Source organism: Flavobacterium sp. WC2509, from assembly GCF_052683105.1.
Window position 1 is genome coordinate 1,668,995 of sequence record NZ_JBQZFG010000001.1, and the last position, 20,401, is coordinate 1,689,395.

14 protein-coding genes are annotated in these 20,401 nt (G+C 33.4%); 2 read left to right on the plus strand and 12 right to left on the minus strand.

Annotated features, from left to right (window positions below; translation table 11 throughout):
• The first annotated feature begins 139 nt into the window (after positions 1–139).
• Complete coding sequence (locus tag ACUN3A_RS06995) at positions 140–1,222, plus strand: GDSL-type esterase/lipase family protein (protein WP_445550590.1); 1,083 nt, start codon at positions 140–142, stop codon at positions 1,220–1,222.
• A gap of 37 nt (positions 1,223–1,259) precedes the next feature.
• Positions 1,260–1,985 carry a GDSL-type esterase/lipase family protein gene (locus ACUN3A_RS07000; RefSeq protein WP_445550591.1) on the plus strand — a complete coding sequence of 242 codons (726 nt, stop codon included), beginning with the start codon at positions 1,260–1,262 and terminating at the stop codon, positions 1,983–1,985.
• 102 nt (positions 1,986–2,087) lie between these two features.
• Here the strand turns inward: ACUN3A_RS07000 and ACUN3A_RS07005 are convergent, their stop codons facing one another.
• The 12 genes from ACUN3A_RS07005 to ACUN3A_RS07060 all read right to left on the minus strand — a co-directional run bounded on the left by ACUN3A_RS07005 (position 2,088) and on the right by ACUN3A_RS07060 (position 20,393).
• Positions 2,088–2,486: a GlcG/HbpS family heme-binding protein gene (locus ACUN3A_RS07005; protein WP_445550592.1), complete on the minus strand. Its 399-nt coding sequence runs from the start codon at positions 2,484–2,486 to the stop codon at positions 2,088–2,090.
• A 129-nt stretch (positions 2,487–2,615) separates the two neighbouring features.
• The gene (locus ACUN3A_RS07010; protein ID WP_445550593.1) at positions 2,616–5,033 is read right to left on the minus strand and encodes a glycosyl hydrolase 115 family protein; all 2,418 of its coding nucleotides are present in this window, start codon (positions 5,031–5,033) and stop codon (positions 2,616–2,618) included.
• 13 nt (positions 5,034–5,046) lie between these two features.
• Complete coding sequence (locus tag ACUN3A_RS07015; RefSeq protein ID WP_445550594.1) at positions 5,047–6,426, minus strand: sulfatase-like hydrolase/transferase; 1,380 nt, start codon at positions 6,424–6,426, stop codon at positions 5,047–5,049.
• 81 nt (positions 6,427–6,507) lie between these two features.
• Complete coding sequence (locus ACUN3A_RS07020) at positions 6,508–7,836, minus strand: rhamnogalacturonidase (RefSeq protein WP_445550595.1); 1,329 nt, start codon at positions 7,834–7,836, stop codon at positions 6,508–6,510.
• A gap of 16 nt (positions 7,837–7,852) precedes the next feature.
• Positions 7,853–9,202: a hypothetical protein gene (locus ACUN3A_RS07025; RefSeq protein ID WP_445550596.1), complete on the minus strand. Its 1,350-nt coding sequence runs from the start codon at positions 9,200–9,202 to the stop codon at positions 7,853–7,855.
• A 12-nt stretch (positions 9,203–9,214) separates the two neighbouring features.
• A complete protein-coding gene (locus ACUN3A_RS07030) occupies positions 9,215–10,546 on the minus strand; it encodes a glycoside hydrolase family 88/105 protein (protein WP_445550597.1) in 1,332 nt (443 codons plus the stop codon).
• Positions 10,547–10,580: 34 nt separating this feature from the next.
• Positions 10,581–11,870 (minus strand): DUF4861 domain-containing protein, encoded by a 1,290-nt coding sequence (locus ACUN3A_RS07035; RefSeq protein ID WP_445550598.1) that lies wholly within the window; start codon positions 11,868–11,870, stop codon positions 10,581–10,583.
• 397 nt (positions 11,871–12,267) lie between these two features.
• Positions 12,268–12,591: an L-rhamnose mutarotase gene (rhaM, locus tag ACUN3A_RS07040; protein ID WP_445550599.1), complete on the minus strand. Its 324-nt coding sequence runs from the start codon at positions 12,589–12,591 to the stop codon at positions 12,268–12,270.
• On the minus strand, positions 12,588–13,619 hold the full coding sequence (locus tag ACUN3A_RS07045) for a family 43 glycosylhydrolase (protein WP_445550600.1): 1,032 nt from the start codon (positions 13,617–13,619) through the stop codon (positions 12,588–12,590). The genes rhaM and ACUN3A_RS07045 overlap by 4 nt, the downstream gene beginning before the upstream one ends.
• A gap of 13 nt (positions 13,620–13,632) precedes the next feature.
• Positions 13,633–15,135 (minus strand): sialate O-acetylesterase, encoded by a 1,503-nt coding sequence (locus ACUN3A_RS07050; protein WP_445550601.1) that lies wholly within the window; start codon positions 15,133–15,135, stop codon positions 13,633–13,635.
• Positions 15,136–15,275: 140 nt separating this feature from the next.
• Complete coding sequence (locus ACUN3A_RS07055; protein ID WP_445550602.1) at positions 15,276–17,228, minus strand: RagB/SusD family nutrient uptake outer membrane protein; 1,953 nt, start codon at positions 17,226–17,228, stop codon at positions 15,276–15,278.
• Positions 17,229–17,252: 24 nt separating this feature from the next.
• A complete protein-coding gene (locus ACUN3A_RS07060; RefSeq protein WP_445550603.1) occupies positions 17,253–20,393 on the minus strand; it encodes a SusC/RagA family TonB-linked outer membrane protein in 3,141 nt (1,046 codons plus the stop codon).
• Between the last annotated feature and the right edge of the window lie 8 nt (positions 20,394–20,401).

Genomic DNA, 20,401 nt, shown 5'->3' on the forward strand with positions numbered 1-20,401 from the left:
CCATTATAGGCCTAAAGCCTACAACCTTTAATTAGTTTTTTTACCGCAGATTTACAAATTATAGCCATTTTAAAATTTGTGAAGCTGCGGTTTATTATTTTAAAAAAACAAAAATTTCAAACCAAAAACACTATTATTTATGCTGATAAAAAAAATTTCGTTAGTAGTTATTTTATTGCTAAGCCTAAATGGTTTTAGCCAGTTACAAATTAAGCCTAATAATAAAGACATCGCTTATATGGGTCGAGTGAAGATATCACAGGATTCAGCTTGTTTTTACTGGCCGGGAACGTCTGCAACCATCAATTTTAAAGGATCTGGAATTACCGCCAGTATGAAATCACGTAATGAAGTGGGTTACTTTTATGCAATCATTGATAATGACGTCGAACATGCTTTTAAATTTAAATCTGACACTTTTAAAACGACCTTATCACTAGCAAGTGGACTTTCCTCTGGAAAACATACTTTACAACTATACAAATTAAGCAACAACACTTCTGAAAATATTATTTACGGATTTCAGATTGAAGGTGATGCGAAGATACTTCAACATAGTAAATCACTAAAAAAGAAAATTGAATTTTATGGCAATTCGATCACAGCTGGACATGGAGTTGATGTTGAAAAAGGAGGTAAAGATTCTGGCAGACCAGAGAATTTTAATAATTATTATACCTACGCTGCCTTAACCGCCAGACATTATGATGCTCAATATTCCTGTATAGCGCGTAGTGGTATAGGCATCATGGTTAGTTGGTTTCCAGAAATTATGCCTGAAATATATGATCGATTAAACCCGATGGATCCGAATAGCAAATGGGACTTTACTCAATACACCCCCGATATAGTCGTGATTAATCTCTTTCAGAATGATTCTTGGTTGGTTAATTTACCTAAACATCCTCAATTTATTTCTAGGTTTGGCACTTCCAAACCAACGGACGAATTTACCATTTTAGCTTATCAAAATTTCGTTACTTCCATCAGGGCTAAGTATCCAAATGCTCATATTATTTGTGCATTAGGAAATATGGATGCCACCAAAACAGATTCAAAATGGCCTAGTTATATTAAACAAGCTGTTGATAGAATCCATGATGCTAAAATATATAGTCTAGTTTTTCCATATAAAAACACAGGAGGTCATCCAAATAAACAAGAGCAACAAATGATGGCAAATGACCTAATTGGATTTATAGATAAAAATATCAAATGGTAATTCAAATTATTGAAAATAAAACATCCTATTCAAATCAATGAAAAAACATTTAATTATTCTCGTTTCAATTGCTTTTGCGGCCTGTTCTTCCAATTCAAAAGTTGGAAAAGTACAAACGTCTGATACAGTTCTATCAATTCCCGACACTTTGTATCCTTCTTCAAAACTTATTGTTCCAACTCATAACGAATGGACAAGCAAGAATTACCCAAAAATGATTAAAAGTTTCAAAGCAAATCCTTTGCAATTGCATGACATTGTTTTTGTTGGTAATAGCATTACTTCTCAAGGAAGAAATTGGGGAGAACGATTGAATAATAAAGCCATTAAAAACAGAGGTATAGCTGGCGATGTTACTGATGGTGTACTAAAACGATTAGGTGAAATAAATTATATAAAACCAACAGCAGTGTTTATTGAAATAGGGATTAACGATTTGTTAAACGATACTTTATCACCAGAACGCACTGCAAAGAACATCATTCAAATCACAAAAATTATTCATCAGCAAAATCCCAAAACTAAGATATTTGTACAAACAATATTCCCTACTAATAAAACCAATTTAGTAGACCGTATTAAACTCACCAATACTATTATTAAAAACCATAAAAGCAGAGGAGTATTTACAGTAATCGATACACATTTATTGTTTGCTGACAAAAATGATTTTATGCAAAAAGAATTAACTGTTGATGGCATCCATTTGAATGAAAAAGGATATCAAATTTGGGTTGATTGTTTGAAAAAATATTTCAAATAAACTTCTTTGAAATTAACGTAAAAAAATAGGGGCTCTTTAAAGCCCCTATTTTTATGAAAATTATTTAGATGTTGGTATTTTGGAGTAGCTTTTTTCAGAACTCTAAATAGCTAAAGCTCCTGCTTCTGCAACAGTATGGTCATTTTCGACCGAACTACCACTAACGCCAATGGCACCAATGATTTCACCGGCAGCATTTTTTATCGGTACACCACCTGGAAAAGTAATTAATCCACCATTAGAATGCTCGATGTTGTATAAAGCCCCTCCTGGTTGAGACAAACTCCCTATAACTCCTGTATTCATGTCAAAATAACGAGCAGTCTTTGCTTTTTTGATAGAGATATCCAGAGAACCTAACCAAGCACCATCCATACGGACAAATGCAACTAAATTTGCTCCTGCATCAACTACGGCAATATTCATTTTGGTATCAATTGCAGTTGCTTTCTCTTTGGCTACGGCAATAATTTTTTCTGCTTGTGCTAATGAAATATTCATAATTTTATATTTTTTGATTATATATTTGGATAACAAATATACAGAACGAATTACATTAAAAATCACTAAATCAGCAAAATAGACTTAACAAAACATTAAACTATCGTTATGATTATATGTTGCAATAATTTATTTAACCTTTTTTACAGCAATATAATCCAAAATAATTCCTGTTTGATTTACCGAAATAACTACGTTTTGTTTCTTACTATCGGAAGCAATAAAAGGTACTTTTACAATCGCACTATTACGCAAAACATTTTCTTTCCAAGCTTTATCACGGTCTTTGGTATTAATTAAAAACGATTTTGGCTCGTTCTCATTTACTTTGACAAAGACCTGATCATCAAAATTATTCGAATGTGTTGGCAAAAAATGTACTTCTACCTCATAATTACCAACATCTAAAACTTCAAATTCGTAGACAAGTGAAGGTTTTTCATTTTTAAAAGCATGCTGATTTAATGGAAAAATCGTCATTGCATTGTTGCTAAAACCTAAACCATCTATCGGTTGCCACTTATAATTTTCAACATTTTTAGCATTAACGAATTTATTGGCTTGAATTACTTTTGGTTGGCTTGAATTTACTGGAACTTCTTTCTCTAAAGTGTTTTTTTCAACTGGATCAAAAACAGGTAAATTTCTAGGTTTCATAGACATCATCAAGTTCCATTTACCATTACTCATTTTAGTATTATAAAACGTAGTCAATTCTTTTATTTTTTCATAGGCTTGAGCCGATTGTTCCTGATACTTGTCTTTTTGAGCCGAATCTTTAGTATAGGCTTCAAGATTCCAATATAAAAATTTAAAATTCATATTAGCCGCTGCTTTTATTGGATATTCAACTAATTGAAACCAAGCATCTTTTCGTTCCTTCGGAATAGAAGATGAAAAAGAATCAACTTTTTCAACCAAATTATTATAATCTTTTATACGTTGCTCCATTTCTTCTTTTGAGAAATCAGAAAGATTAACTTTAGTAGAAGGCTCCGTTTGACTCCATCCCATATATTCTGGTTTTCTAATAAAAGCCAAACGATAATATTCGGAAATAACAGGACTCAAGTCGGTTGCTAAAGTTGGTGTAAACTCTCTCGAAATCCATTTTTTAAGATTTTCATTTATACCAACTGACGGAATACTATTGATATTCCATGCTAAATCCATGAAAAACTCTATATTATATTCGGCCGGTTTAATATCTCCCACATTCACTATCCACATTTTTTTAGCTCCGTTTTGATATGCTTTTGACATTTCACTCCAGATTAATCCTGGTTGTGTAGTGCTTAACCAAAGATAATCGTGAGGACGGCCCCAATAACTAAGATGGTAATAAACGCCACCTCCACCAATTCTTTTTTGCTCTTTTTCATTGCTCAAACGACGAATATAACCGTAATTATCATCTGGCCAAACTAGCGTAACATCATCTGGTACTTTTAGTCCATTATCGTACAATTCCAATACTTCTTTGTAAGGAACAAATGCTTGTGGGATTTCATTCAATGGTTTTTTAAATGCCTTTGATAACATATTTCGTTGAATACCAATTATCTTATCCACCATTGTTATGGATTCTTCTAAATTTTTCGCACCTTCCATTTTACTATCATGAACCCCACGCATACCCAGAGTCATAATAGTCTCGTTTTTACTAGAACTTACTTCCTCTATTCGAGTTTCCCAATATTTATTGACTTGATCGCTATTGGTAAAATAATTAAATTCCCCGAAGCTTTTTTTCCATTCATCAACATTATTTCTAAGCATTGGTTCTGCATGAGAAGAACCAATTACCATGTGATATTTTTGCGCTATCTCCTTATTCCCTTTAATAGTAAAAAAACCTTTAGTACTCGGATGCATCGCTGGCCAAATGGTATTCGCTTTTAATCTCAAAAGCAATTGAAATATTTTTTCGTAAGTTTTAGGTCCAATATCACCTGTTTCTGGTTCAAAGGTTTTTGCTGCCCAAGGTTGTAATGCCCAGTCTTCATCATTCAAAAAGATACCTCTGTATTGAACAGAAGGTTTTTCGATTATTCCATTTGCTGGTAATTGAAATACTAATTCCTTTTTTTGAATTGGATTTACATCTGCCCACCATTTCCAAGGTGAAACACCTAATTGTTCCGCTAATTCAAAAATTGCAAAAACAGTTCCTCGAACATCGCTTCCTGCTATAATTAAATTTTGTTCCTCTTTTTTAATATATAATTTCTCCCATTCGTTAGACAATTCTTTTTGAATGGCTTTGGATTGAAATAAAGAACTCGAAGCCTGACCAATATAAATTCCAGGTTTAGTCATTTTAGCCACTGGAACAATCTCTAAGTGTTTTCCAGTAATATCTTCTACATCGGTCACCAACTCTTTGATTGCCCAAAGTATCAAATCATCTGTTTTGGAGTCAATAAAAATGGTCGCAGCTTTATTAGATTCTACGATTGGGAAATCAACAACTTTATTATTTTGAGCAAATGTTGTATTTGTTAAAAGAGCAATTATTATTAAAAAGGGAAATTGTATTTTGAACATTGTTGCTATATTTTTATTCTGATTTAGTTTTCTCGGTTATTTTTGGATCCTTCTTAATTTGAATATCCAATTCTTGTTTCATTTTCACAAATATTGGTTGATTTTGAGATATAATGTTATTTTTTTCTTCAGGATCCTTTTCGATATTGAACAGTTCATAATCATCTTTACCTTTTTTTGAAGGTAAGTTTTGAACCAATTTCCAAGGCTCTTGGATTAAACAAGCTTGCAAATGTCCTCGAATATAAAGAGAACGATTTTTAATTTTCTTATTCTCAGAAAGTTCATTCCATATATTCTGACCCTCTACCGTTTGAGGTAATTTTTCAGTTCCAGCTAATCCTAAAATGGTCGGTAAAAAGTCAATCACCGAAATATAATCTGAATTTTTATAGCTTTTTAAATGTCCTTTCCAATACAACAAACAAGGTACTCTTACTGCTCCTTCATAATTTGAAGTTTTCCAATCCCGCAATGGTGAATTATCACCCAAAGTTGTATTTGGTCGATGGATTCCTCCATATTCTTTTCGAGAATCCCAATTTTCCATTGCGCCATTATCACTCATAAAAATAATAAGTGTATTGTCATCCAATTTTTGTTGTTTTAAACTTTTGAGTAAAATACCAATACTGTGATCCAAATGCGCCATTGCTGCATCATAATCTCTACGGGAACTATCTTTGGCAATTTTATTATAAGGAGTCTTCCATTTTTCTTCTTCCTGCAACGGAAAATGTGGCGCACTATAAGCTACTTGTAAATAGAAGTTCTCCTTTTTATTCCTAATACTTGAAAGCCATTTAATCGATTCTTGAGTTACCAAATCGGTTGTATGGCCTTTTTCTTCAATAAATTTTCCATTTCTGTACCAACTTTGATCTCCATTTTTATAAAGGTGCGTATATTGATCAATTTGACCATGCAAAAAACCATATGAATAATCAAAACCGTATGCTTTTGGACTACTGCTCAATTGCAAACCGAGATGCCATTTTCCAATAAGAGCTGTTTCATAGCCACTTTTTTTCAATAATTGAGGTAAAGTCGGAATAGAATCTGGCAGTTTCAATTCGCTTTTATCGCTAATTGGTGCTAAAATCCCCATACGGCTTGCAGGTCTGCCCGTAAGCAATGCTGCTCGTGTAGGAGAACAAGTAGGACTCACATAAAAACGATTAAGCTGTACACCATTTTTAGCCAAATTGTCAATATTGGGAGTTTTGATTTCCGATCCATTGTAACCAACATCATTCCAACCCATGTCATCTGCAATAATAACAATAACATTAGGCTTATTTTCTTTTGTTGCTTTTTTTTGCTGAGCTTGCGTTCCTGTAATACTTAAAGATACTAAAGTCGAATAAAGAAATACTTTTTTTAAATTCATCATGAAAAATTTTTAAACAATCAATAACGTAGAAAAAAGGCTGTTCCACATTTGTGCAACAGCCTTTTATAAATTTTATAATAACTAATCCACTAATTTACCATTAACTTTTACATTTTTAAAAGTCACACCTTTAATGGCAGTTTTATCAATTTCACTGTTTTTAGATTCAATGTTTAGATTTTCAAAAGTAAAGTCGGATAAAAATATAAGCGGGTCTTTTTGAACTTCATAGAACTTATCACATTTTAATTCAATATTACGCAACGTAACATGCTCACCATACGAAGGAGGTGGATCTTGACGTCCTTTTAAATCAAAAAACTGATTCCACTGATAAACTACTAATCCTCTTACAGCAGTTCCTTTGATATTTTCTACCAAAATATACTCATATTTTTGTGGTGTATCTGGTCTCATTTTTAACCATAACAAACGAGAAACATCTGTAACTGAACAATTACGCATAATAACGTTTCTGTTATGAATTGATTCACTACCATTTGTTAACGCTGAATGCGAAAATCCGTATGTACAGTCTTCAATAATAATGTTTGTATTTTCTCCATTACCTTCTTCTTTATCTGCCCACGGTCCTTTACCTCCTTTTAATGCGATGGCATCATCATTTACAGACATAAAACATCTTTTTACTAAAAAATTCGAACATACATCAATATCGATAGCGTCTGTACTTGGTGCTTTAACCTTATCATGTGGAGAAAAAATATACAAATCAATCAATTTTACATTTTGACATTTATAAAAATGGTTTGTCCAAAAACCAGAATTAATCAACTTCACATCTTGAAATTGCACATTCTTAGAATTCCAAACAAAAACCAATCTCGGTCTTGACACTTCTAAATTAGTACATTTTGGATTCTCTTTACGTCTTGCCCAAAAAGCTTCATAATATTTATAGCCATTTCCGTTAATGGTCCCTTTTCCAGAAATAGTAAATCCATCCAAGCCATAAGCATTGACTAAAGCAGGGAAATAATCTAAGTTTTGACCTTCCATACGCGAAGGCATAATTGGATAATTAGAAATATCATCTGAACCTTTTAAAACACCACCTTCAGAAACGTATAAATGTGTTTTTGGTTTAAAAAATAAAGCCCCACTCAAGAATACTCCTTTAGGAATAATCACTACTCCACCTCCATTTTCAGAAGCTTTATCGATCACTTTTTGAATCGCTACTGTCTGAACTACAGTACTATCTTTTTGAACATCATAATCAGTAATAACATATTGTTTTCCTAATTTATCTAATTTAATTTTAGACGCATCATTAAACCAAGCTGGAATTTTTGTACCATCAGGAAAAATGTTTTTAGAGTTTTTTTGTGCCACCGAAATTTGAGATAATCCGATAACCAAGATAATTAATGCTATGCCTTTTTTCATTATAATCAATTTAATTTTAGTTTTTATATTTTCTACTTAACCATGCTTCAGGTACATTTATAGTACAAATGTTCATCGTTTTATTATCTTCCGAAAGCATTGCCGATTCAAATTGTATTTTGGTTCCTTCTCTATTAAAAGTGGGATGAATGTGATCTTTTGCTGTTTCTTTATGCCCTGTTGTAAGCATTACTACTTCGCTTGTTTTTCTATCAATCAAATACAGACTTCTAGAAAAATCATCCCCTACAGCCCATCTTCCATCAGAAGAACCATGAACATGCCAAAAACCACTACCCGATTTTGTTTGTCCTGCAATAATCATTTCTCTTGTTCTGAGATTAACAATTGCTAAACCTGTTGGCTTTTCACGAGTTCCTGTAGCACCCCAATTGCTTTCTTGCCCAGGGTTTTCTGGATTTTTAACTTCTTTACTATCGGTTACTTGAACAGGAGTTTCTTTTTGAATGTCAATTTTTCTATGTCCCATTATTGCCATAGCGACTTCATCTTTTCCAATTACAGCTTCATGAGTAACCCATTCGTAGGGTGCTTCAGGGTATAATGGTCGTAAACCCGAACCGTCAGCCATAACCACCCAAGTACGTTGTGGCGATTTACCCCCAGTTTCCCAGCAAAAAATAATTTCGTTAGGATTCCATAAATTAGATTGAATATGCCCCACTTGAAATGGAACAGAAATTACGTGTTTAAATTCTCCCGTTTTCAAATTCATACTAGAAATACCTCCTGGTCCTGCTCCCATATTTCTGGGACCAAAATTCTTTTCGAGAGTTGTATTTTTATCTAAATATTTTAGAGCTTCTTTTTTACCGATTCTAAAATATACTTTATCCTCATCAGCATCTAATGCCATATCTCCTGAAGCTTCCATTTCTGGCACACTTTTTCCGCAAATCCTTTCGTAATTAGCAACAGCCTTCATTTTTCCTGCTTTACTATCTTTAAAAACTTTATCAAGATCCACTTCAATAACCTGCATTGCTTTTTCAGCTGTATCACGCATAAAATAAACTTTCATCGATTTTTGAGCAATACAAAATGTTCCTGAGTAACCTCCTTCGGTAACCTGAACAATTTCTCCGGATTTTTCATTGACTGCCATAATCTCCCCTTCAACACGATGAGAACGAAACAACACCCAATTCCCGTCAGAAGTCCATTGCGGATGAGTTGGATAAATTTTGGAATCTCCTTTTGATTTACTTGTCAAAAAAGTTATTTCATACCCTGTTACAGGATCTTTAATAATCTTTTTTTCAGATGGAAATCGCTGCCCTATTTGTGCAAAAGCACCAAATGTAGAGAGAATACAAAATAATAAAAATGTCGATTTTGACTTCATATTGATAAAATTTTATCCTTTATTCTTTAATTGAATAGAACTATCATTAATCTCAAATTGACTGTTATTTAACAATGAAATAACTTCAGCACCAGCCAATAAAACGGGACCATAACCATGAGCCGCAAATAAATTTACAGGACGATAGTAATAAAATGCCGGATCAAAACCCATTCCTGTACCTACACAAGTTCCTTCAACCTGACCTTTTGCATTTACTTTTGAAGCTACTGCATTCCACCCTAATAAGACCGTTGGAGCATATGTCATTTTATCTACATAGCCTCTATTTATAGCTCTTGCAATAGAATAAGTATATATTGCTGTTGCAGAAGTTTCTAAATAAGTATCATTTCTATCAATTAACTGATGCCAAAAACCAGTTCCGTCTTGGTATTTTTGTAATCCTGCAATATGCGCTTGTAATTGTGCCAAAACCTTTGGATATCCTGGATGGTTTTTTGGTAATGTTTCTAACAATTCGACCATAGTCATAACTGCCCACCCATTTGCTCTTGCCCAATGAAATTGAGGATGTACCTTCATTGACTCAACCCAACCATGCATATAGAGACCTTTTTCGGCATTAAACATTCTTTGCGAAAATTGAGTCACTTGTTTTACTGCATCATCAAAATATTTTACATCTCCAGTATAAGCACCCATTTGTGCCAATGCAGGAACACTCATAAACATATCGTCTAGCCAAAGTGTGTTCATCTGAGGTCTGTTTCGGGCTAGAGTTCCGTCACTCAAACGCTGTTGTTTTTGGCTTATGAATGTAATTAAATTATTGATTACTGGATCTATATTTGCTTTTAAACCCATTTTTTTCGCCTTAATAAAAGCAGCACATAAAGCTCCTGCATCATCCAAAGCATGTGGCTTAATTACAGAATGTATTGGAGAGTTTTCAATGTTTTTCTCATCCGTATTGGCATAAAGATCAGCAATCAATTGCAATCTTTTGTCTACATAATTTTCGTAATTTTTATCAGAAGTAACTTCCGATGTCAAGAGCATTCCTGCATAAGTAACTCCCCATTCGTAACTCGTAAGTCTAAATGCACCTTTCTCAAAAGCAAGATTACCGTCATTTTTTTTAAAATTAGTAACTTCAGAATTATCCTTTTTATTTATAACTTTTGAAGCTGTATTAGCTTCTAAAAAAGTATAAACTCTATCCAAAACCTCTTTTACGTTTGCCTTTTCAGGAATAACATACGGAGTAGGATATTCTGGTTGAAGCAAATGCAAAGGAGCAGTAGCATCAGTTGTTTGAGACTGTGTAGTTGCAAATGTTCCCAAAAAAAGTAAAACGAAAATTTGGTTTAGTTTTTTCATAATTCTTAAATTAAATTATTTTTTGTTTAGATCATTATTTTATTACAACATCAATTTTAGCCGAAAGTTGAGTTGCAAGAGTGGTAACGTATTTCGTAAAATAAGCAGCATCTTTAAAATTAGGATCAGCACTCATTTCCCATCCAGCAACCGCATAATAACTAATTGGCTCATTATTTTTAACTGTTAATTTTGCCAAAAATGAATCCGTTAACTGCCCTGTTTTTGGCGCTTCAATATATCCTTTGTAAATATTCTTAGGTACTATAATTGCTGTTCCTAATATCCATTGTTTTTCATAAGTTAAATGCCCATGTTGAATCAAACATACAAAATCGCCCGACTTAATTTCTATTAATGGGTTTGTATTGTTGATATTAGAAAGTGCAGCTAAAAACACCTCGTTACCTTGAAGTCCGTTCACCGTTACCGTGTTTTCGTATCCATACATTCCCGGCCAAATTGAAGTCGTTTCTTGTACCTGATACTTTTTTCCATTGATATCCCAGTTGTGGTAATTATAAGCCAAAACCGAATTTTCAGGACCTTCACTTACAATTTTAAAAGTGGTGGTTTCAATATTATTTAAAGACTCTTTTGTAGTAATTCCTAATCTTTTTATTTCACCATTCACCAATAAAGCATAACCGCCTAAACCAGCTGAGTTACCAACAGGAAAAATATCTCTTCCCCAATCGTACATCTGGTGGTAATTATCTTCCACGCCCCCTTTACTGTTTATACCTACGTCTTCTGGTGTAATAGCTGGAATTCTTTTTCCAAAAACATCTTTAGCATTTCTTCCGTCCAAATAATGTCTAAATCCTACTTTATCATTTTCCCAGGAAGGCCCATCAGTTTGGTAACGTTGATATCCTAATGCTGTATGAACTTCATTGGCGGGCATTACTTCTTCAGTTGCAGGTTTTACTGGTTCATTTTTACCAGCTCTTTTCCCAAAACGAACACTAGTTCTAATGGGAAATTTAGGATCAGTTTCAGACCATTTTAATACTAATTCTTTTTTCTCTTTCGCAGCAAAATCAGTAACTATAAAAATTTCATCCCATTTTCCATCTCCGTCAAGATCATTAAGCTGAGCTGGAATGGTATCTTTTTGCTGCGTAACAATTGGAAAATTGGTTGCGTTCTTTATAAAAGGAAGATTGCTTCTTTTAATTTCAACTGTCTTTTGAGGCAGGGCAATATCTGAAGTGTTTTTGAGAACAATTTTTGTTGGAGCTTCATTTTTTTGAGCTATACAACTATTCAATAATAGTAACGTAGTAGTTATTGTTAACCCAAATTGAATATTTTTTTTCATTTTTTTCTTTATTACTTTGTTAAAAACATCAAAACTACGACTCAAAAAAACAAGTATTTTGGGATAATTTTGTTCATTTTAGAATTAAGCATAAATATTTAAAATCGATATTTTAAATATTTTCATATATTTTATCGTCTATTTTTAGTTTAAAAATACGAATTAATTCCAAAAAAAAACGCCAAATCAAATGATTATAGCGTTTAAAAAGAAGGCTTTGTAAACTCACACTTATAGAATTAACTTTCTTTTAAAAAATTTAAAACCATTAACCAACAAAATTAACTTTGACACTTATCACTCTATCAATGAATCAAATATATCTATTAAAATGCGTTAGTGTATCCTGCTGTATACTGCCTTATGCTTATTATTTTTTAAAATGTAAATTCATAAATTAATCCAAATGAAAAACCTCTTTTAACGAAGCCGAAAGTGGCGAATTATCAGGGTTTGTTTCCATAATATCTCCCATGTATGCCCACCATTTTTTTACAATTGGATGGTTGGGTAAAAAGGCAACATCAAAATCAGCACTCAACTTTTGAACTGCAAAAAGGATTAATGTTTCTTCATCCAAAAAAATGCTATAATCCTGAATTCCAGACTCAGAAAGTAAAGATGCTAATTCAGGCCAAATTTCATCATGCCTTTTTTTGTATTCAACTTCAAAACCTTTTTTTAATTTCATTTTGAATGCATTCCTGTAGGTATTTTTCATTTTTTTGGTTCTTTTAAATTAATATAAACTGGATTGTCTCTGTGACAAACTATCTCTCCATTTTCTAATTCTAATTCGGCAACTTGTATAGAACTTCTTCGTGTTCCATAATTATCTTTTCCTTTATTTTCAGGTGTTCTTCCGGGATGAGTAAAATAAAAAATATAAGCTCTTCCTTCATTTACCACCACATCTGGATGCCCTCCAATTACCTTATCATCTGCGCCTGTACCTGGAATTTCCAATATGTTTTTTTCTTGTCGTTTCCAATTTAAAAAATCATCTGAAGTAAATACAGCTAATCCACGCCAAGTATCCGAGATCATCCAGTTTTTACCTTTCCATTGAAAAACCTTTGGCCCTTCACCTCTGTCTTTTACAACCTTTTTACCAGCATCTGCCCAATTGTACAAATCAGGACTATCTGCATAATAAATAGATTTCCCATCATTTTCATTATTGTAATACATACGCCAAGTCCCATTTGGTAAGCGAAAAACAGAAGCATCAATACAACGCTCAGATGCTAATTTTAGTTTCGACTCAAATTTCCAATCTATTAGATTTTGACTAGTCAAATGAATAATATAACGGGGATGGTACCAATCTAGAAAAACCCCAGGAACAATAGTCAAATACATATGATATAATCCTTTATCTTCTATAACATCTGGTGCCCAATGAGTAATTTCGGGTAATTTATAACCTATATTACAGGTGTCTTTATACACCCAATTTGTCCCATTTTTGGATTCTGCAATACCAATTCGAGTTCCGTGAACCCAACTAATACCTTTAGCAGTAGAATCATTAGCCCTGCGATTAGTATAGAACATAAACCATTTTTTTTGTTTTTTGTTCCAAATAATAACTGGATCTGCTGTTCCGTCAAAAACCGGATCACGAAACAAAGGTTTAGCAGCCAGATTTCCGATTTGTTTTTTAGCATTTTGAGCCTCAACAGAAAAACTAAAAATCTGTAGAAACAGAAAAATAACGAACAAGAACTTTTTATTTATTGCACTCATAAAATAACACTTTTTATTGATTTCCCCAATTATCAGTCCTAAATGGCGAAGCTGGTAAATTTTCGGTATTGAATAGATTTGGATCGGGAACTGGTTTCCAAGCAAATCGAACTGCTACTGGATTTTTTACCCTATCAGAAGAAACAACTACTGTTTTTCCTTTAATTTTGGCATTAGCTGGATAAAATACTTTATCCTCTCCTGCAATTTCAAATTCTTTTAATACATCTCCTTTTTGTACTAATCCTGATTCAGCATAATCAAAAAACAATTGTATTTGCTTTTTATCCATTTTCATATGATTGTAAATAGGACCAGAATACACAAGTTTACTTTCATTATATGTTTTAGCACGAGCGATAAGTGACAATCTATAACCAACAGTTTGTTTGTCTATTGGATGAATATTAGTTTCATTACCAACATCGGTAGTAACGACCATTCCGCTGTTTTTAATTTTATTTAAAGATAGTAACTGTGCTTCTCGAATGTATGCATTTTGACCTTTATGAGGCGCAATTTGAACATAGTAAAATGGAAAGTCGCCTTGTTTCCAATCGTCTCTCCAACTTTGAACCATTGCTGGAAAAAGTGTTTGATACAATAATGCTTTTTCAGCATTACTCTCTCCCTGATACCAAATAACACCTTTCATGGTATAATTAATTATCGGATGAAGCATTCCATTGTACAAAACGTATGGATATTTATTCTCCTCGTTTCTCTTTGGCTTTTTTAATTCCTTTGTTACTGTTCCATTTTTTAGATTAGTATAATAGGCTTCTAAATCAGTATAATATTGTTTTTCTTTTTGCGCATTTTCTTCAAGAATTGTTACCAAATCTTTATTTTCTTCTAAAACTTTTGTCGATGTCCAAGCTTCTGCTTTAGTACCTCCCCAAGAAGTAGAAATCAATCCAATTGGTGTTTTGATATTCTGAAACAAATCACGCCCAAAAAAATAGCCTACTGCCGAAAAAGCATTTATAGTTTCTGGAGTACATTCCTGCCAATTTCCTTGTACATCTTCTAATGGCTTCTCCGACGCTACGGTCGCAACTGTAAACAATCGTAATAATGGATAATTAGCATTTTTAATTTCTTCTTCATAATTTTTAACTCCTGTCTTCCAAGTACCTTCTTGTTTACCGACAGGAAAAAACATATTAGATTGTCCAGAACAAATCCAAACTTCTCCTAATAAAACATTATTAAGGGTGATTTTATTAGAAGCTTCAAGCGTAATAGTATACTTTTTTTCGTCTGCTTTTGGAGTAGACACTTCTATTTTCCAATTCCCTTTGGCATCTGCTTTTGTTTCAACCAATTCATTTTGCCAACCCAATTGAATTTTTATGCTTTCATTTGGTGCAGCCCAGCCCCACAAATTTACTTTTGCATTTTGTTGCAAAACCATATTATTACTTACTAGAGCAGGTAATTTTATTTGGGCAATTATAAATTGACATGTTAGTATAAAACTGAACAATATCAGATTCTTTTTAACTATTTTCATTTCTATTTTTGATTTTATTGGAATTTTTAAAAATAGTTGACTCTTTCTAAATAAGTATCCTGTACTTTCCTGAGCACAAAAAACAAACCGCCTCAAAATTGAATTTTGAGACGGTTTAGAATAATTATGAGAATCAAGGATTAGTTATATCCTGGATTTTGCATTTCTTTTTTCTGAGCTGCTGATAAAGGAGCTCCATTAGCAAAAATTCCATCTAAAAAAGTTTGAGGAATAGGTCTCAAATTATGGTAAGCTTGAATATTTGGATTCGCTTCAATATTATATGCTTTTGCTCTAGCAACCAAAGTCATTGTTCTACTTAAATCCTCCCAACGATGAAATTCACCACAAAGCTCTCTAGCACGCTCATTCAAAACCAAACATAACATTTTATCATAATCGCTAGAATACCCTAACTTTGTAATAACAGCTAAATCACTCGCAGGCAAAGCTCCAATACTAGCTATACTCAAACTTGTTGCTGTAGTTACAGTAGTTGCAATATTATTAGACTCATAGTAAGAACTTTCTGGAATATACGAGATCGGGATTCCTGCTTGTCCTGTTTGTGTATATGCAGCACCACCATCTGCATAAAGAGCACGATTTTCTCCCCCTTTATATGCGGCACGTGCACGAACAGTATTAATATAAGGTAATGCATCTGCAAATGCGGCTCCACCTACTTTTGCTAAACGTACTTTTGCTTCGGCTGCCATTAAATATGTCTCTGCCGAGCGCGCTAAAATTACATCACGAGAACCTTTTGTAACACTCAAATCAACTCTATTCCCATCCATATACTTACTTAAAGAAGGAAAACGAACATCTGCCATTAAGCCAATTTTATCTGCAGCGTAGGCCACATATACACTTGGAATTGTTTTCCCTTTGTAAAGTATCGCTGGACTGTCGTTATTTTTAGTTTTTGCAAAACGAGTATCCGCGGCATTGTTAACAATATACATAATACCTAAATCTCCATTTTTATAAACTGCTCCTGAAGCATTATTAACAATACTTTTTGTTTGAAAACTTTTCCAAAAACGAGAATCATTTACTTGATCATATACATCATACATAAAATAGGTAGGTGCTAAACGACTAAATGGTCTTCCACCTGCAAGATTACGCTTCATTTGAGGCAACTGATCATAAGTAGAAAGAAAATACAAGTGTTGTTGATTTCCTCCAGTAGTCAAAGCATTAGCATTAAACTGTGCTGACAAAATTAATTCTGATACTTTTTCATTTGTACCATCCGCAGCAGTATAATTCCATAAATCAATAAAATTCGCTGCCAATGGATGGTGAGAAATAACTTCATCAGATAATGTAACTACTTTTTGCAAATCAGTAGTTTTTGTAGCTGCATTCCAAGAGTCATTAATTTCACTAGCACGAGTCAAGTAGGCTTTTGCTAAATAATGCGCAGCTGCATCTTTAGTAATTTTAGCTGGAAATCCTGCATTACTCAATAAATCATATGCTTGTGTAAAATCAGCTATTATTTGATCCAAAACTTGTTGTGGAGTTGCTCTAGTAAATTCTAAATTTACAGATGAACTAGTCTTCAATACTAATGGCACTCCACCATACTGACTTACCAATTTTAAATAATTGAAAGCTCTCAAAAAATACCCTTCCCCTAATGCTATTTTCTTGATAGCGTCGTTGGTTGATACAATTGCTGTAGCTGATTCAATTAACTGATTAGCATTACCAATTCCAATATACAAATTGTCCCAATTCGTATTAGCCGCAACTGTATTAGTATTAGACACAGTTACAAAAGCCTGAAAACCTGAAGGAGAATAAGAATTCCAAGTCCAGTTCGAAGGATCTCCTCCAGCATGAAATTCATCTGTACCTGATTCATTTGCAGTCAGAGGAACTTCTGTTGCCAATTCGGATGCAAATGTTTGGTAATATGTCCCAACTGCTAAAGCTTGAATCCCTGCTTCAGTTTTGTAATAATCCTTATTATAAGCAGTTGTCAAATCCTCCTCGAGGAAATTATCATTACAGGAACTACTAAGTACTAATGTAGCTGCAAGAATTAAATGAATATATATTTTGTTATAATTTTTCATAATTTATTTTATTAAAATTCTATTTTAGAATTGCACATTTAACCCCATTGTGATCCCTTTGTTTGAAGCTGTAGTTTGCGTATCCAAATCAGTCCATTTAACTTTCGTAAAAACCATACCAGGATTATTCACTTGAAAATACAATCTCAATTTAGAGAGCCCTACTTTTTCTACCAAATCATCTGAGAATCTGTACCCTAAAGAGATATTTCTCATTTTTAAGAATGAACCATTACGATATCCTAAAGTAGGATAATAAGAGTCACCTGTTCCTGCTGAATAGATTGGTTTTTGGTATTCAGAGTTAGTATTGTTGTCATTATAATAGTTAATTGATCTCTGACTTCCTTTTGCTCCTTCATTTTCACCACTTGTATCATAAATATATCCCATTTTTCCATATACAAAGAAAGATAAATCAAAATTCTTATAATTAAAAGTATTTGTCATTCCTGCAATGAATTTTGGATCTTTGTTACCTATAATCACACGATCATTATTTGCATCAATTTTATAATCACCATTTTGATCAACAGGTCTTGCATTACCAACTGTAAATCCAGCACCATTAGCATTGAATTTTGCCATTTCTACAGCATCTTCTGCTTTCCAAATTCCATTTGACGCAAAACCATAAATTGCATTTTGAGATTGACCGATAAACAAGTTATTATTGATGTCGTCAACTTTACCATTCTGTAAACTAACGATTTTATTTTTTTGATAGGAACCACTAAAATTAGTACTCCATTCAAAGTCTTTAGCTTTAATATTAATAGTATTCAAAGTAAGTTCGACCCCATTTGCTTCTGTTTCTCCAACGTTTTGATACGTGGTACTAACTCCAAGAGGCGTAGGAACACTTCTTTTAAATAATAACTCAGTAGTGTTACTTGTATAATATTCCAAAGCTCCCGATACTCTACTATTAAACATAGAGAAATCCAAACCATAATTAAACTGTGCAGTTTCTTCCCAACCCAAATCTAAATTAGACAAAGAAGTACTATTAACAACCCCTGAACTCGTTCCGTAGAGAATTCCGGTCAATGCTGGATCAGTCGTATAAGCTGGTACGGCAGAATTACCTGTCTCACCATATCCAGCTCTCAATTTTAATAAATCAATCCAAGTGACATTTTTCATAAATGACTCTTTATCTATGCGCCACCCTAAAGATAAACTAGGAAAATCACCATCTTTATGCCCAGGTGCTAGCTGAGACGCATAATCCCTACGCCAAGAAGCCGTAACCAAGTATTTATCAGCATAACCGTAAGTGATTCTCGCCATATAAGACAATAAAGCCGTTTCATTCAATCCAGAAGAATAACTTGCAAGTGTTACATTGGAAGGTGTTAGTGCATTCCATTTATTCTCAGGATTTGGAATAGAATTGGCAGACATAGCACTTCCTTCATTATGGTATTGTGTTTGACTCGCTAATAAAGTTAAACCGAAATTGTGATTCCCAACAGTTTTATTATAAAAGATCAAATTGTCTAGTGTATAAGAAATGGTTTCCTCCTTTGCTAAGGACGCAAAACTTGTTCCAGAACGAATAGCTGATTTTGCGTCTAAGAAAACTCCATCACGGTAAGAACTTAAATCTGGACCAAAATTTATACGATACTTTAATCCATCAAGTACTGAAGAAACCGCCCCCAAGTCAAACTGAGTATATAAACTACCAAAAGCTCGCAAAGTAACACGTTGATCTTGCGAGTATTTATATTCATCTACAGGAGTTCTAATTGTAGAATCTCCTCCTGGACTATCAATTCTATTTCCGTTAGCATCATAAGGAACTGCATAAGGAAGATTTGTACGAGCTGTAGCATATATCCCTGTTGAACTTGTAACTGCTGTTCTTCCTGTATTGGATTGCCCATATTCGTTAATGGTATAACTAGTATTAAGATTAATTCCCATAGAGAACCATTTGGTTGGTGTAATATCAACATTAGCATTTGCACTGTAGCGCTTATATCCTTGACCAAAAAGAGTACCTGTATTATCTAAATATCCAAAAGAACCATAACCTTTCATTTTTTCAGTACCACCACTAACACTTAAATTGTGTTGTTGAGTGACTCCTGTACGCGTAACAAATTTAGTCCAATCAGTAGTAGCCACTTTAGAACCATCCCATACATCTTTACCATCAACTTTACTCCATCCTTTAGCAATGTTTGCCCAAGCTGAAGGATCCGCAGATTTCAAGAAAATTGTTTCATCATTCGCAATAGTTGGTGCATTTCCACTTGGAAAACCAGTCGGATTAGTAGCACTAAGAGGATTAGAATAATATTTTCCCCAACGACGAAATTCAATATATTCTCCAGCTGACATCATTGGAGCATTCTCGTGAATCGTTTCTGTGATGATAGAAGAATCATAATTCAAAGTAAACTTTCCATTTTTACCTTTTTTAGTTGTTATAATAATTACCCCATTAGCACCTCTAGAACCATAAATAGCCGTTGCTGATGCATCTTTTAAAATATCCATTGTTTCAATATCATTAGGATTTAAAAAATCAATCCCCCCTGAATTTGCATCAACAGTAATTTTTCCTGCTGAATCGGCCACCAGTTTTGTATTAATAGGAATCCCATCTACAACATAAAGAGGAGCATTGGTAGCAGAAATTGAACGAGCTCCACGGATGGTAACAGATCCTACCTGTCCAGGACGCTCATTTGAACCAACATCTACTCCTGCTGCCTTACCTTGCATAGCTTGAACAGCATTTTGAACTGGTCTAGAAGCAATTTCTTCAGCACCAACGCTTACAATAGAACCTGTTAAATCTTTTTTCTTTCTTACTCCATAACCTACAACCACAACCTCATTTAAAGTATTATCAACTTCTTTTAATGATACATCATAATTATTAGAATCTCCAACAATTTTTTCTTCCGATTTAAAACCTATAAAACTATAAACAAGGATAGATCCTTTTGCAGCTTCTATAGAATAAGATCCATCAATATCTGTACTTGTACCAGTTTTGGAATTCTTGACATTCACATTTGCACCTGGCACTGGTATCCCCGATGCATCTTTTACGACACCTTTTACGGTTTTATTCTGCGCATAAAGAGGTGAATTCAATAATGAAAACACCATCATTACGAACAGAACAATTAATTTGTTTTTCATAAAGTTAA